This window comes from Mucilaginibacter gilvus (assembly GCF_004054195.1).
In the GTDB taxonomy this organism is placed as follows: Bacteria; Bacteroidota; Bacteroidia; order Sphingobacteriales; family Sphingobacteriaceae; genus Mucilaginibacter; species Mucilaginibacter gilvus.
Map to the genome: position 1 here is coordinate 284,790 of NZ_SBIW01000012.1, position 15,564 is coordinate 300,353.

The 15,564-nt window shown below is 46.4% G+C and carries 10 protein-coding genes; 7 read left to right on the top strand and 3 right to left on the bottom strand.

The genetic code is table 11. The features are described from left to right. Window positions 1-3: 3 nt before the first annotated feature. From EPL05_RS21020 to EPL05_RS21040, 5 genes are all read left to right on the top strand, one after another. Window positions 4-1,728: a RagB/SusD family nutrient uptake outer membrane protein gene (locus tag EPL05_RS21020; protein ID WP_208394802.1), complete on the top strand. Its 1,725-nt coding sequence runs from the start codon at window positions 4-6 to the stop codon at window positions 1,726-1,728. Between the two features lie 135 nt (window positions 1,729-1,863). Further along, window positions 1,864-5,439 (top strand): VCBS repeat-containing protein, encoded by a 3,576-nt coding sequence (locus tag EPL05_RS21025; protein ID WP_128535960.1) that lies wholly within the window; start codon window positions 1,864-1,866, stop codon window positions 5,437-5,439. An 88-nt stretch (window positions 5,440-5,527) separates the two neighbouring features. Continuing rightward, the gene (locus EPL05_RS21030; RefSeq protein WP_128535961.1) at window positions 5,528-7,360 is read left to right on the top strand and encodes a 3-keto-disaccharide hydrolase; all 1,833 of its coding nucleotides are present in this window, start codon (window positions 5,528-5,530) and stop codon (window positions 7,358-7,360) included. Between the two features lie 9 nt (window positions 7,361-7,369). Next, entirely contained in the window at window positions 7,370-9,316 is a 1,947-nt protein-coding gene (locus tag EPL05_RS21035) for a c-type cytochrome (protein WP_128535962.1), read from the top strand. A 33-nt stretch (window positions 9,317-9,349) separates the two neighbouring features. Further along, window positions 9,350-10,117, top strand: a complete 768-nt coding sequence (locus EPL05_RS21040; RefSeq protein ID WP_128535963.1) for a 3-keto-disaccharide hydrolase — start codon at window positions 9,350-9,352, stop codon at window positions 10,115-10,117. 249 nt (window positions 10,118-10,366) lie between these two features. Here the strand turns inward: EPL05_RS21040 and EPL05_RS21045 are convergent, their stop codons facing one another. Then, window positions 10,367-11,125 (bottom strand): SGNH/GDSL hydrolase family protein, encoded by a 759-nt coding sequence (locus tag EPL05_RS21045; protein WP_128535964.1) that lies wholly within the window; start codon window positions 11,123-11,125, stop codon window positions 10,367-10,369. A 112-nt stretch (window positions 11,126-11,237) separates the two neighbouring features. On the opposite strand from EPL05_RS21045, the gene EPL05_RS21050 reads away from it, so the two are divergent. Beyond that, the gene (locus EPL05_RS21050) at window positions 11,238-12,866 is read left to right on the top strand and encodes a M1 family metallopeptidase (RefSeq protein WP_166727772.1); all 1,629 of its coding nucleotides are present in this window, start codon (window positions 11,238-11,240) and stop codon (window positions 12,864-12,866) included. A gap of 77 nt (window positions 12,867-12,943) precedes the next feature. Here the strand turns inward: EPL05_RS21050 and EPL05_RS21055 are convergent, their stop codons facing one another. Both EPL05_RS21055 and EPL05_RS21060 read right to left on the bottom strand, forming a co-directional pair. Continuing rightward, window positions 12,944-13,624 (bottom strand): esterase family protein, encoded by a 681-nt coding sequence (locus tag EPL05_RS21055; RefSeq protein ID WP_128536089.1) that lies wholly within the window; start codon window positions 13,622-13,624, stop codon window positions 12,944-12,946. Window positions 13,625-13,733: 109 nt separating this feature from the next. Beyond that, window positions 13,734-14,330: a GDSL-type esterase/lipase family protein gene (locus tag EPL05_RS21060; protein WP_128535966.1), complete on the bottom strand. Its 597-nt coding sequence runs from the start codon at window positions 14,328-14,330 to the stop codon at window positions 13,734-13,736. A gap of 193 nt (window positions 14,331-14,523) precedes the next feature. On the opposite strand from EPL05_RS21060, the gene EPL05_RS21065 reads away from it, so the two are divergent. After that, window positions 14,524-15,543, top strand: a complete 1,020-nt coding sequence (locus EPL05_RS21065) for a hypothetical protein (RefSeq protein ID WP_128535967.1) — start codon at window positions 14,524-14,526, stop codon at window positions 15,541-15,543. Window positions 15,544-15,564 lie beyond the last annotated feature (21 nt).

Consider the following 15,564-nt stretch of genomic DNA (forward strand, 5'->3'; position numbering starts at 1 on the left):
AAAATGAATAAGAAGAATATTGCCTTTATAGCCCTGCTTACCGCGTTGATAATGCCGGTGGGGTGTAAGAAGGATTTTTTGTCGAGGGATAGTAGCTTTCAGGCCACGGCAGATGCTACTTTCAGGAAATCAACAGATGTTGTTGCATTGGTTAACAGCATTTACGATGGTTATCAAAATAGCGACCTGCTGAAAAAATCTATCTGGTACTACGCCAATTTCACAACGCATGATTTTTACAATTATGGAGCGGATATTGCCTGGAACAATTACCAGATCAACTCAGATTTTGGTGCATTATCAACTTTTTGGAACAATGCCTTTATCACTATTGCACGTGCTAACGCTGCATTCAAAATTATTGCTACTGCAAAGGAGAATGGTGTTGTTACAGCTGCCCTTGCAGATCGCCTTACCGGTGAAGCTTACTTTTTACGTGGTATGAGTTACTACTATCTGGCAGGTTCTTTTGGCGGCGTACCATTGGAGTTAAAGTCAGAAACAGACGGTTTAACGCCACGCAGTTCTCAGGATGAAGTATTTAAACAAGTGGTAGCTGATATGAAACAGGCGGAAACGTTATTGGTATCTAAAGCAACGCTTGATAAAAAAGATCTGGGCCGTGCTACAAAAGGCTCTGCTTACGCTTATGAAGGTGCTGCGCAAATGTGGTTGAAAGATTACGCTGCTGCCCTTACAGCTTTTAACAGCACCGAGCTTACCAGCAATTACCATTTATTGCCAAACTTTGCCGATGTGCATGAATTTAGCAATCAAAATAATGACGAATCGATTTTCGAGGTACAATTTGAAGTATCGGGTTCCCAGAGCTGGGATGGCGGCTGGCAAAATGGCGGAGAAGTTGCCTGGATAGATGACTTTAGCTGGCCTGAAGAGATTTCTAACTTTGGTTACGATTACGCCAACCCGGGCTTGTGGTATTCTTACCAGGCAGGTGATAAACGGAAAGCACTTACCGTTTTAGGCCCCGGCGATCAGAATATAAGCCCTGGTATCATCGCTAAATGGGGTGGTATAAAAGGTTATCCTGCAGTAACGGGCGGCTTTGCAAATGGAGATGCTCGTTTCAAAGCCGATGACGGTACTATTATCAATACTTGCGGTACGTTAACCAAACCATGGTATGGTGTATCAGATCAAAAACGGTCTGGCTACTACAATGCCAAAAAATGGCGCGATCCGCAACTTACAGGCGGTACTGGTAGCCAAATCATATTTGGCTCACAAAACCAAATCCTGATGCGTTACGCGGAAGTACTGTTAAGCAGAGCTGAATGTAAAGTACGTACTGGTGACGTTGCCGGCGCAATGGCCGACCTTAAAATAGTTAGAGACCGTGCCTTTGGTGGTGTTGCACCTGCCGTAATGCAGGACGGCCTTACTTATGATGGTAAAGCGTCTACCCCAATAACCGATCCTTTGCAAATGGTATTGAGCGAATACAGACACGAATTAACCGCCGAGTATTCTGTTTTTTATGATCTGCGCAGGGCTGGCCCGGGTGTAGCTTCGGCTTTCATCAAAGCCGCTTACGGTACCGATGCAACTTCTACACCTCAGCCTTATCCGTATGGCCCAACAGCCGATGGTTTATTGCATGGTGTATGGAAAACAACCCTTCCGGAAGGACGCGATATTTTGCCAATTCCACAAGCTGCGATTGGTCTTAACCCAAATCTTACGCAGAATCCTGCGTATGGCAAATAATAGTATTTTAACTTTAAAAAAAGGCTTTCTCTGTACAGAGAAGGCCTTTTTTTGCTGCTGATAAAAAGTTCGTTGAAATGGATGTAAACCCATAAATTGTACATGCTTTTCAATCGATAACCTTAGGCTTACTATATGAGAATTTCTTACTATACAATAGTTCTGTTCTGTTTTGTTGGCTTGCTTTCCTGTAAAAAGAAAACGCAGTTTCAGCAAATATCTTCCTCTCATTCTGGCATCAATTTCAACAATAAAATAACCGAGAACGATTCCATAAACCCGCTCGACGTAGTAAACATCTACAATGGCGGCGGCGTTGGCATCGGCGATTTTAACAACGATGGCAAACAGGATGTTTTTTTCTCGGGCAACATGGTATCTAACCGCCTGTACCTCAATAAAGGCGATTTTAAGTTTGATGATATTACCGCCACAGCAGGCGTAGGCGGCAACGGGCGCTGGGGCCGTGGTGTAAGCGTGGTAGATATCAATAGCGATGGGTTGATGGACATTTACGTTTGTAACACCATTTACGCCGATTCTACCAGGCGATACAACTTTTTGTACGTTAACCAGGGGCTTGATAAGGACGGTACCCCTCATTTTAAGGATATGGCAAAAGATTACCACCTGCAAGCGGGTGTTGAATCTACCATGGCCAGTTTTTTTGATTATGATAACGACGGCGATCTGGATATGTACCTTACGGTTAACAATGCCAGCGCTCAATATAATCCTAACGTTTTTGGCTCTGCCGAAAGCCGCGGGCCACATAATGTTACAGGTAAGCTGTTTCGTAACGATTGGGACAACTTGCTAAAGCACCCCGTTTTTACAGATGTAACCGTAGTGGCAGGTGTTACCATAAGTGGCTTCGGGCACTCGGCATCTACTGTTGATTTTAACGGCGATGGATGGAGAGATATTTACGTATCCAACGATTTTATCTCCAACAATATCCTGTATATCAACAACCACGACGGCACCTTTACCGATCGATCTAAAGAATATTTTAAACACACCTCCTTTAACTCAATGGGGCAGGATGTGGTAGACATTAATAACGATGGCTTGCCAGATGTGGTGGAACTGGATATGAACCCCGAGGACAACTACCGTAAAAAGATGATGCTGGGGCCAAATAACTACCAGCTTTTTCAAAACTTCGACTTGTTTAGCACACAGTACCAATATGTGCGCAATACCCTGCAATTAAACCAGGGCCCGCGCCTGGGGCAGCAAGGTGCTATTGGCGCGCCCACCTTTGCCGATATAGGTTTCCTGAGCGGAATAGCGCAAACCGACTGGAGTTGGACACCGCTCATTACCGATTTTAATAACGATGGTTTCAGGGATATGATCGTAACCAACGGTTTCCCAAGGGATGTATCTGACAGGGATTTCATGACCTACAGGCAGCAAGCCTACGCCATAGCTTCTAAGGAAACTGTTTTAAATCAAATTCCGGAGATTAAAATACACAATTATGCTTTCGCCAATAATGGCGACCTTACTTTTAAGGATGTTAGCATGGATTGGGGCTTATCGCTGCCAACTTTTTCTAATGGTGCAGTTTACGCCGATCTGGATAACGATGGCGCGATGGACATGGTTGTGAATAATGTTAACGATGAGGCGTTGGTTTATCGCAACACCTCAAGAGATGAGGAAAAAGACCTGGGCGGTTCGCACTACCTGCAACTAAACTTTAAGGGCGATAAGTTTAATTTGAACGGGTTGGGCACTTTGGTAAACATCTACTACAATAAAGGCAAGCAGCAGTTTTATGAGAACAACCCTTATCGCGGATACCTTTCTTCTGTGGAGAACATCGCCCATTTTGGATTGGGAAAAGTGGATAAGGTGGATTCGGTGATCATAACCTGGCCAAATGGCAAAAAGCAAAAACTACTTAACGTAAAAGCTGACCAAAATTTACAAGTAAGCATTGCCAGCGCTGTAGAAGCCAAACCGGCGGTACAGCCATTGCTTGCCGTAAATGCCTTATTCAAGGAAATTACAGATTCGGTAGGCGTTCACTTTTTACACAGCGATGCTAACTTCATCGACTTTAATATTCAAAAACTATTGCCGCATAAGCTCTCAGAATATGGCCCGGCTTTAGCAGTTGGCGATATTAATAACGATGGCCTGGACGATATGGTTATCGGGGGCGACTCTTACAACCAGGCGCAGGTTTTTATGCAACAAGCTAACGGTAAATTCAGCCGGCGCGATTTGCTGCCCGTAAAAACTTTTACACCTATACTTTTTAAAGATACGGGCCTGTTACTTTTTGATGCCAATGGCGATGGTAAACTTGATCTTTATATGGCCAGCGGCGGTTACGAAATTGCCCCGAACGACCCAAAATACCAGGACAGGCTGTACCTTAACGATGGCAAAGGCAATTTTACCTTAGCAGCGGATGCTATCCCTTCAAACTTTACAAGTAAGTTATGCGTACGTGGCTTTGATTATAATAAAGATGGTAAACTGGATCTGTTCGTATCGGGCAGGGTAAAACCATGGGAATACCCCAAGCCGGTATCAAGTATTATTTTGCGGAACGATAGCCAAAACGGCAAGGCCAAGTTTACGGATGTAACCACGGAGGTTGCCCCGGCCCTAAAGGATATAGGTTTGGTTTGCGATGCCACCTTTACCGATTTTGATAACGACGGCTGGCCCGATCTGATGGTGGCCGGCGAGTGGATGCCAGTCACATTCCTCAAGAACAATCACGGTAAGTTTGAAAACATAACCGCTAACACCGGCATTGCCGATAAGTTAGGCTGGTGGAATTCCATCGCGGCGGGTGATTTCAGGCACACCGGGCGTACCGATTATATTGTGGGTAACGTTGGCCAAAACAGCCTGATGCAGCCAACCAACCAATACCCGATCTATATCACCGCAAACGATTTTGATAACAGCAAAATTTACAGTGCCGTTCCATCAATATTTTTTAAGGATAAGGATGGCGTTAAAAAGGAATTTCCGGTAGAGGGCCGCGATGACATGCTGAAGCAAATGATCAGCATGAAGAAAAAATATACCAATTACAAATCGTACGCGGCTGCTACTATGGACGAGCTGTTTACGCCCGAACAGCGGAAAGGGGCTTTACGCTTAAAGGCCAATATGTTTAAAACGAGTTACTTGCGCAACGATGGCAATGGCAAATTTACCATGATACCAATGCCTGTTGAAGCACAGGTATCAGTTATAAACGGTATGGAAACCGGCGATTTTGATGGCGACGGTAACCTGGATGTAGTGATGAACGGTAACGATTATGGCTCGGAAGCGGCCATTGGCCGTTACGACGCTTTAAACGGCCTGATGCTGAAAGGCGATGGCAAGGGAGGGTTTAAAGCGCAAAGCATTTTGCAGAGCGGCATTTACATCCCTGGTAACGGTAAGGCACTGGTGAAACTGCGCGATAACAAGGGGCAGCTACTGCTCGCCGCGAGCCAGAACAAGGATTATTTGAAGCTTTTTAAATTGAAAAGTAGCACACGCAACGTCCCCGTAGCATCCAATGATGCTTATGCAATCATCACTTATAAAAACGGGAAGACCGAAAAACAAGAGTTTTACTACGGTTCGTCCTTTCTTTCGCAATCGGCAAGGTTTCTCACCCGAAGCCCAAACATGCAAAGTGTAATTATTTATGATAATATGGGGCATAAAAGTACTGTGAATTAAGCAGGGCAATCGATTGTTATTATATTTGTACAAACCAAAATCAAAACTACAGCAGCCCTCATTAACGGGTATTGCTTAACTAACTAAAATGGATAAGAAAATTCACACCGCCGTTGGCATGGTGTTGCTGCTCGCCTCGTCATTTGATGCGCGGCTTGCCAATGCGCAGGCGCTCAACAGCCAAGTAGCACTAACCGATCTGTCGGTATTTGCTGCTCCGCCAAAAAATTGGGAAATAGATGGCAGTTTGCATGCCGATTTAGAAAAGCCCAACACATTTGCCTTAACCAATGGAACCGGCATATTGGTAAACACCGTGGACGAGAAAAACCCGGGACACGATCTTTACTTCAACCTGCAGCACGGCGATATAGACCTGGAGATGGATTACACCATGGCCAAGGGAGCAAATTCGGGTATCTACCTGCAGGGCCGGTACGAAATTCAACTGCTGGATAGCTGGGGTACGGTAAATCCCAAATCGAGCGATAACGGCGGCATTTACGAACGCTGGGACGAGAGCAAACCCGATGGCATGAAAGGCTATGAGGGCCATTCGCCAAGGCAGAACGCCAGCCGGGCGCCGGGTTTATGGCAGCATATACGCATTTCGTTCCAGGCACCAAAGTTTGATGACAAGGGTGTGAAAATAGCAAATGCCAAAGTGCTTTATATTTGGCTTAACGGCGTGCTGATCCAGGAAAATGTAGAATTATCCGGCCCAACCCGTGGTGCTTACGATACCAAAGAAAGCGCGCTCGGTCCGCTCCGCTTACAGGGCGACCACGGCGCGGTAGCGTTTAAAAACATCAGCTACACCAACTTTAACAAACCCCATCCAACGGTATCCGATCTTAAATACACGGTTTACAAAGGCAACTTTGCCGAAGAGCCCGATTATAAAACCTTAAAACCAGAGGCTCAGGGCGCAACGCCTATGCTAACCTCCAACGAGGTAAAGCTGGCCAACGAGTTTTTGCTGAAATACACCGGCACTATTCATATTACCGAAGCAGGCGAGTATGCCTTTAAGTTAAGCGTACCCGGTGGTAAAGGTGCCCTTCGTATTAACGGCGCACCCGCGGTTACAGCAGGCGGCTTCAGAGGCACAGGTACAGTACAATTACCCGCAGGCGATCTTCCTTTCGAAATGTCCTACATTAAGAATGTAGACTGGGCGAAAGCGGCTTTAGGGCTAACGGTATCTGGTCCGGGTGTAAGGGAATACTTGTTGAGCGATGCGAATGTAAGCTCTAACGATGCGGTGGACCCTATTCTGATCAACGCTACGGAAAACGCCATCCTCCGCAGTTTTAGCGATCTGCCGGGAGGCATCCGTGTAACACACGGGATAGACGTAGGCAGTACCGAACAACTACACTACACTTATGATGCCGATAAAGGCATGATCGTGCAGATCTGGCGCGGTGGTTTCCTGGATGCTACCCCTATGTGGCACGAGCGCGGCGACGGTTCATCTAAACCTGCCGGTTCTGTCCAATATTTTGGCAAACCAGCACCCGGCATAGCTAAATTAGCCACTGCCGAAGCAGCCTGGCCGGCAGACACCAACGGTACAGCTTACAAACCCAAAGGCTACACACTGGATGCCGATGGCCGCCCAACATTTAAATATATGCTTTACGGTGCTGCCGTTAGCGATGTAAGTACTGTAATAGCAGGCGGCGAGGGGCTTCATCGCGTGGTAACCATTGCCACCCCGGTAGCCGGGTTAACCATGCGCCTGGCACAGGGTGCAAAAATAGAACTGCTTAAAAACGGGTTCTATACTATCGACGATCAGTACTATATCCGTTTAGATGGAGGCGGCGAGGGGAAACCAATTGTACGCACTTCGGGCGGGATGCAGGAACTTATCATCCCCGTCAAACAAAAATTAACCTATTCTATCATTTTTTAAGAACAGGACATGAAGAATTTAGTAAAGCAAACGATAAGCAGGTTAATACTTTTTGTAAGTGTAATTACTGCCATAATGGCGACGACTCAGCGTGCATTAGCACAGGCCGAATCGCCAAAAGAGGACGACTTTTTTAAGATCATGAAAGTGCCTGCACCCGAGGGTACCATACTGGAGGTTGGCGGTTTATGCACCCTGCCAAATGGCAGCCTTGCGGTAACCACCCGCCGCGGCGATATTTTTATTGTAGAGAATCCAACCAGTCAGCATCCCTTCTTCCGCAAGTTTGCATCGGGATTACATGAGGTTTTGGGGGCGGCTTATAAAGACGGTGCCTTGTACGTAGTACAACGCGGCGAGCTAACCAAACTGGTGGATACCAACATGGATGGTAAGGCCGATGTATTTGAAACCATTTACGCCTGGCCATTATCGGGCAACTACCACGAATACAGCTTTGGGCCAAAGATTGCGCCGGACGGTTCTTTCTTTGTAACCCTAAACCTCGGTTTCCCGCCGGATTGGTGGCATCCTAAAAGCTTTGTGCCTTACCGCGGCTGGGCTTTAAATATTAAAGAAGATGGCACCGTTACGCCATGGGCAGCGGGTTTCCGTTCGCCATGCGGTATCAGTATGATTGATGGTGAACTTTGGTATAGCGACAACCAGGGCGACTGGGTTGGATCGGGCAGTATTATGCCGGTAAAAAAAGGTGGCTTTATGGGGCACCCGGCCAGCTTGGTATGGACAGGTCTGCCAAACTCTCCATTAACGCTTACGCAAGAAAAATTCTTTGCTACCAATAATCCGCGGATAGAATTTGACAAATACGGCCAGCCGTTTAAACCTCAAAACATCGTTAACGAGAAATTTAAAACCGAGTTTGAAGCTAAGAAAGAAATTCCCGAGTTACAGCTACCCGCTGTATGGCTGCCGCATGGCATCCTGGGTATTTCCAATTCCGAAATTGTAAAAATACCCGAAGGTGCATTTGGTCCGTTCTCGGGGCAGTTGCTGGTGTGCGACCAGGGACAGAGCATGGTAGACCGTGTTTTCCTGGAGAAAATAAACGGAGAATATCAGGGTGCCGCATGGGCGTTCCGCAGTGGTTTTCAATCGGGCATTGTGCGTTTGGCCTGGTTGCCAGATGGCTCACTGGCAGCGGGTGAAACTAACCGTGGCTGGGGTTCGGCAGGGGAGGCCACTATGGGCTTGCAGCGTTTGATCTGGAACAATCATATCCCGTTTGAAATGCGTGCCATACGTGCCCAGCCGGATGGTTTCGAGATTGAGTTTACAAAGCCTGTTGATAGGAAAGTAGCAGAGGATATCGCCTCGTACTCGGTAGAAAGCTACATTTACAAATACCATGGCGTTTACGGTAGCCCGCCGGTGAACACGGCGAAATGCCCCATCACTGGTGTTAAAGTATCTGAAGACGGGCTAAAGGCTCGTATTGTGGTAAGTAACCTGCGCCGGTATTACATCCATACCATTACGCTTGATGGCATGCGCGATAAGGAGAACTATTTTAACCTGGTTCACCCAACCGCCTACTACACCCTCAACAATATCCCCGAAGGGAAGAAGCTAAGCATGACCGAAGTAAGCACCAAAAATTCGGTTAAAGCGGCTGTAGCTGTTAAACCTGTTGCGGTAAAAGGGGCGGCTAAAACCACTGCGGTTGCCCCTGCAAAAGCGCTGACCTATGAGGATGTAAAACCTTTATTGGCTAAAAACACCTGTTCGGCTTGCCATAACCCTAACACCAAGCAGGTAGGGCCGGCTTTTAAGGATGTGGCCAAACGTAACTATAGCGTAGCGCAAATTATGGCACTCATCAAAAATCCTAAGCCCGAGCATTGGCCGGATTATTCTACGCCAATGCCGCCGATGCCGCAGGTTGCCGAGCAGGATGCCCGTAAAATTGCAACCTGGATAAGGACGTTGAAATAAGCAAAACGAGAAAAGATACTAACAACATTGAACATGAAATACTTTTTTATAGCAACAACATTGCTTGTGAGCGCAACCTTAAGGGCTACCGCCCAAACCGCCAAGCCCGAGGATACTGAGTTTTATACCCCCGTACCGGCGGTGGTTAGTCCTGGCAAATCTTCAAGTGATGCACCTTCGGATGCCATCGTTTTGTTCGGCGGTAAAAACCTGGACGAATGGGTATTGGTAAACGATTCTACCGCTACCAAAAAGTGGCTGGTCAGCGGGGGCGCTATCACCGTAGATAAAAAAGCGGGCGATATTCAAACCAAGCGGAAGTTCACCGATTTTCAGCTGCATATTGAGTATCGTATCCCTGCCGATATTGAGGGCAGCGGACAGGCACGCGGTAACAGCGGTATCTTTTTAGCCGCCCTGCCTTGGGGTGCCGGCGGTTACGAACTGCAGGTATTGGATAATTACAACAACAAAACTTACACCAATGGCCAGGCGGGTAGTATGTATAAACAATCGCCACCATTGATGAACGCCTGCCGCAAACCCGGGGAATGGAACACCTATGATGTGGTATGGGCGGCCCCCCGCTTTAACGAGGATGGCACCGTGAAAACGCCTGCCCGTGTAACAGCCATCCATAACGGCGTATTGGTGCAAAATAATTACGAACTGAAAGGTGATACCCCTTACATCGGCGCGCCAAAGTACCGCAAGCACGGTGCCGCGCCTATTAAACTCCAATCGCACGGCGACCCGAGCAAACCGATCAGCTACCGCAATATTTGGGTGAGAAGTTTGTAAGTACTCATAGATATTTTAAATCGAGAGGGGCTGTATGATCTTAATTTTGATACGGTCCCTTTGTTGTTTTTTGGCTGCCTGAATATCACCAAAAAACAACAAAAAGTGTTCACGCGCGCACAGGTGAACACCGTGAACATTTATAAAAAACTCATAATCAGGTGTTTGAAAATTGCGGTGTGGTGTCAATATTGTGTCACCACCAATTTGCTCTCTTTTTCCTGATTCCTGCCTTTTACTCTTGATTCTCTACGTCAACCCTATCTTCTTATTCACCACCTTCAACCATTGCCGGGCCATCAGTTCGTGCCCGGCGGGCATGGGGTGGATACCATCCCAGATCCAGTATTCTACGGGCGCTTCGGCCAACGCATCGTTAAAGGGCTGCTGCAGGGGCACAAAAACGGCGTCGAATTCCCGAGCCAATTTTTTGGCGATGGTCTGCCTTTTGGCAACTTCTTCGGTCCATTGAGAAAAATTGGCATTCACGCGGGCACCAGGTAACATAAAAGGTTCGCAAATGATGAGCTTGATATTGGGCAGGGCATCTTTGGTTTGCTTCAACAGGGCGCGATACCCGGTTTCGTAGTTTTCGGCGCTGTAGTTTTTATCACCATTTATAAAGGCCAGCACATCGTTCACGCCAATTAAGATGCTGAGCACATTGGGCTTAAGCGCCAGCGTATCGGTTTGCCAGCGGGCGGCAAGGTCGGTTACTTTGTTGCCGCTGATGCCACGGTTGTAAAAATGGAATTTCTTTTCAGGGTGATCGTACCATAGCCTGCTGGCCAGCAGGCAGGCGTAGCCATGGCCCATTACGTGGTTCCAGTCGTTATCGCGGGTGCGATTGCCATCGGTGATGGAATCGCCCTGGAACAGGATCACCGCGTCTGTTCCTATCTTTTCGGCGGTAAGGGCATCAGCTTTAAGCATCCCCGGAATAACGGTAGCGGCGGCCCCCATGAGCGTAGTTTGTTTGATGAACGAGCGGCGTGAACTATTGGCCATAATAGAATTGAATTTTCATCAATGTATAAAGAAAACGCGAAAAGCTTGCCTGTTTTTTCTGATTTATAATCCCGCCATAAATGCCTATTTTGTTGGCTTAAGGTAAATGTATATGAAAACCAGCCGGCCATTTTTGTTATTGTTTGTGTTATTAGTATCAACTGGCACTTTTGCCCAAAACCGCGACATTAGTTACATGAGCGCCGGCGGTAAATTGCGACCACTGCAGGCCATCATGGATATCCGCCATTACACCTTGGCGCTGAATGTGGATATCCCCAAAAAAAGTATCGACGGCTATGCCGAGATAAACCTGCTGCTTAGCAAAACCACCGATACCTTACTGTTCGACCTCGTGCATCTTCTTCGAGTAAGCAAAATAATGGTTGATAAAAAAGACGCCGGTTTTCAACAAAAAGGCGATTCTATTTTTATAATCAGCAATAAAGGTTACAAGGAAGGGAAGCACACTATCCGCATTAATTATGGTGGCGAACCGCCTGTTGCCGTAAGGCCACCATGGAAGGGTGGTTTCACCTGGACAACAGATAAAGCCGGTAACCCCTGGGTGGTGATCAATTGCCAGTTGGAAGGTGCAAAGGTGTACTTCCCGTGTAAAGACCATCCCAGCGACGAGCCAAACGAAGGCGTAGACCTTTTCGTCACCATCCCCAAGGGGCTTTCGGTAGCAGGTCCGGGCCTGTTGCAGGGCGTTGAAAACGGCGCCAACAACCGCGCAACCTGGCACTGGAAAACCAACTACACCATTAGCAACTATTGCGTGGTTTTTAATATTGCCAAATACAAAGTGTACAGCCGCCCTTATACCACCGTAGGAGGACATACTGTGCCTATCCAGTTTTATGTTTTAGAAGAGGATACCGCGCACGCGGAACATGTACTTGATATCCGCGCACGCGATACCCGCATACTGGAAAAATATTTTGGCGAGTACGCCTGGTTTAAAGAAAAGATTGGTATTGCCGAGGTACCAAACCCCGGTATGGAACACCAAACCATGGTAACCTATGGCGATAAATTTAGGTATGATAAATACCCGGGTGGGCTGGATTACTCGGCCAACCTGTTCCACGAGTTTGGGCACGAATGGTGGGCCAATAAGGTTACCAATAAAGATTGGGCGCACATGTGGATCCAGGAGGGCATCAATACCTATGCCGAGGCCTTGTTCTTTAAAGAGACGTTGGGCGAAGCTGCTTACGATTCGGTGATCATTTCCCAGCGCGCGGGCATCCGCAACCAGCAGCCGGTTGTAAAAGCCGAGGAGATGGGTATGGCCGAAGTTTACAACGGCGATATTTACAACAAGGGGTCTTTTTTTATGCATACCCTACGGCATGTACTGGGCGACAGTGTGTTTTTCCCCGCGCTGAAAAAATTTGTTACCGATGTGAAATATCCGTATAATCAGTTTTTTGTGACGCAGGATGTGCAGGACTTCTTTAACAAAGAAAGTGGCTGCGACCTGAGCCCACTGTTTAATTTCTATTTACGCACTACCAACACCATGGATTTTGAACTCAAACGAACCCGGCCCGAGATCTACATTCTTAGCATAAAAAATAGCCCCATGGATTTGCCACTGGATATTTTAACCGATCAGGGAATCATCCATACCATTATATCTGCCAATAAAAGCACGCCTTTTAAAATTGTAAGCAAAACCCAGCCGGTGGTGGATCCGAAGGGATGGTATTTTAAGAAGGTAATTATGCAGTGAAAGGCCAGATAGCACAATAGTTGATAATTCCGAATTACACTTCATTATTCGACATTGCGCATTCGATATTTAAAATCCTAAAGGTACAATTGCACCATCTGCCGCCAATATCGCGGGCGATGGGCATAGTTATCCCAAATGTAAAATTCGTTGTTTACGCCCTTGTCCCACAGCAGGCGGCTAACTTCCTGGTTGTTATGCAGAAATGGGTCGGTTTGGCCTACGACCAAAATAATGTTCAGCTTGCGCATCTCATCTAAACTGCTGTATTCGTTTATGTTGGCTATGTATTGCCGCGGCATGTTAAAGTATACATCATCGTTATGGTAACCGTCGAAGAGGTCGTTAAAATTGTCAATTTGCTGGGTGAGGTCGTACCTGCCGCTCATGCTTACTACCTTTTTAAAAATATTCGAATGTTTTAAGGCAAGGTTCAACGCATGGTAGGCACCCATGCTACAGCCGGCAACTTCAAAATAGCCTGCGTTGTTTTTTTGCCTCATTAAGGGCACTACCTCGTTCAGAATGTATTCCTCGTACTGCAAATGCCGTGCAATACGTACCGCGGGGTGCGCCCAGTTATTGTAAAAGCTTTCCGCATCTACGCTGTCTACGCAAAAAAGCTGTAGCTCACCGTTGTTTATTTTGTGCCGCAGGGCCTCTACAATACCCCAATTCTCGTAATCGTAAAAGCGGGCCATCCGGGTGGGGAAAAACAGCACCGCGCGACCGCCATACCCGAAAATTAGAAGCTCCATGTCGCGCTGCAACCTGGGGCTGTGCCATTTATGATATTCCCTGTTCATTCCACCATGTATTGCGGGCCGAAATATCTTAAACGGATGTTACTTTAAAATAAACACGCGGTTAAGTGTTAATAATAATTTTGTTCTTCACCACTTCGCTCCAAAGTTGGTAACCGGCTTCGCTCAAATGCAGGGCATCACCAGTGAAAAATACTTTTTGGGGGTAGCCCCCAGCATCCAGCATTTTCTTAAAAACATCTATAAACTGCCAGTTATCGCCATCTTTAATAATTTGATTTTCGATGAGATTATTGGTGTATTTAAACTGTTCGGCCATGCCCCAGCGGGCGACGCTCGGCTTAAGCGAAATGAAATAACAGGGGATATCTCCAAAGCGCTGGCTTGCTTTTGTAACCAGCTGCTGAAAAAAAATAAATACTTCCTCCGGGTGCCTGCCATCGCCCAGGTCGTTATCGCCGGCATAAACCACCAGCCTTTTTGGCTTGTAATTTACCATCACCCTATCAAAAAACCATACGCAGGCCGCCAGGGTAGACCCTCCGAACCCCAGGTTAACGGGTTTTAGGTCTTTAAGGTCATTGTAAAGTGTTGTCCATAAGCGTATTGACGAACTACCATAGAAGATGGTTTCGGCGCTTTGCGCCAGTTGTATGCTGTCTTTTTCAAGGCGTTTTACCTCATCTTCATACCAATACATCCGTGTTGTTTATTAATAGGGTATAGCATAACAGCAATAACCATAGTGCTTTCAAACCTAAAAATTCTTTGTGTTGTTTGCGATAACCGCGCCTTTAATTTATGTTACTAAATTGTTTTTGCCGCCCGGTAACATTAAAGGGCTATTGCTTTAATGCCTCAAAATATTATTTTTGTTTCACAATCTATACCGAATGGAAAAAAAAGATACGGGGTACGCTACTCATTTAACGCAGTCGGAACTACCCGTTTTCTTTTTGCAATTGGGCGCAAATACCAGTTTGTTTTTTGGGCATGTACTTAAACAGGCTGCGCTTTCTCATGGGCTCAACAATGTGTATGTGCTTACCGATACCAATTTTGACGACTACAGCAAATACAATTGTATCGATGTTTCGGGGTATATCAATGGCGTAAAAGAATTTGATAAGGTTTACCAGCATCATTCTATTAACCCCTATTTTTTTGAAAAGGCCTGTTTCGACAGGTGGTTCATCATTAACGATATTGTAAAAGAGCTGGGTATCAGTTATTTTGTACATGCCGATTGCGATGTGCTGATATTGCAGAACCTTATCCCCGTTTTCCAAAAATTTATAAAGGGGAAGTACGATGGTACCATGATGTTTTTTGAGCTGGGCGAAAACAGCGTAACATCGGGCCATACCTCGTTTTGGAGCGCTAAACTTATTAATGATTTTTGCGAATTTGTATTGGCAAAGTACGCCAACAGGCCGGCTTTTGACAAAATGCTGAAAGACACGCTTGCTGGCAAATTCCTCGATAACAAAAACGTATCAGACATGATCCTACTGGATGTTTTCCGTACCGAGATAAAACCCAATACGCTAAACCTGCTTTCGTTGGAGACGGAGGGTATCAGTTTTGATTTTAATGCCAACGTGCCTTTCAATGGCTGCACCTATTATTTTGAATGTACTCCCGATACCCGGATAAAAAAGATGACAAAGCGGAAAGACGGCCTTTACGGCAAAGTTGCGGGGGTACAGGGCGCGCCGATTTATTCAAAGTTTTACACGCTGCACTTCCAGGGGTATTTAACCAAAACGCTTATACCGCTGCACACCAGCGCGCAAAGCGCCGCGGAAGGGCTGTCTTATTACCTGTCTGCAAAATCTCATAACCTGGTTCGCCGGGCAAAATTGTATAAGAATAAAGTTAGGGACCGGGTGAGAAAATTAATTAAAAAATAAAGTAAATTAGCAACAAAAAGA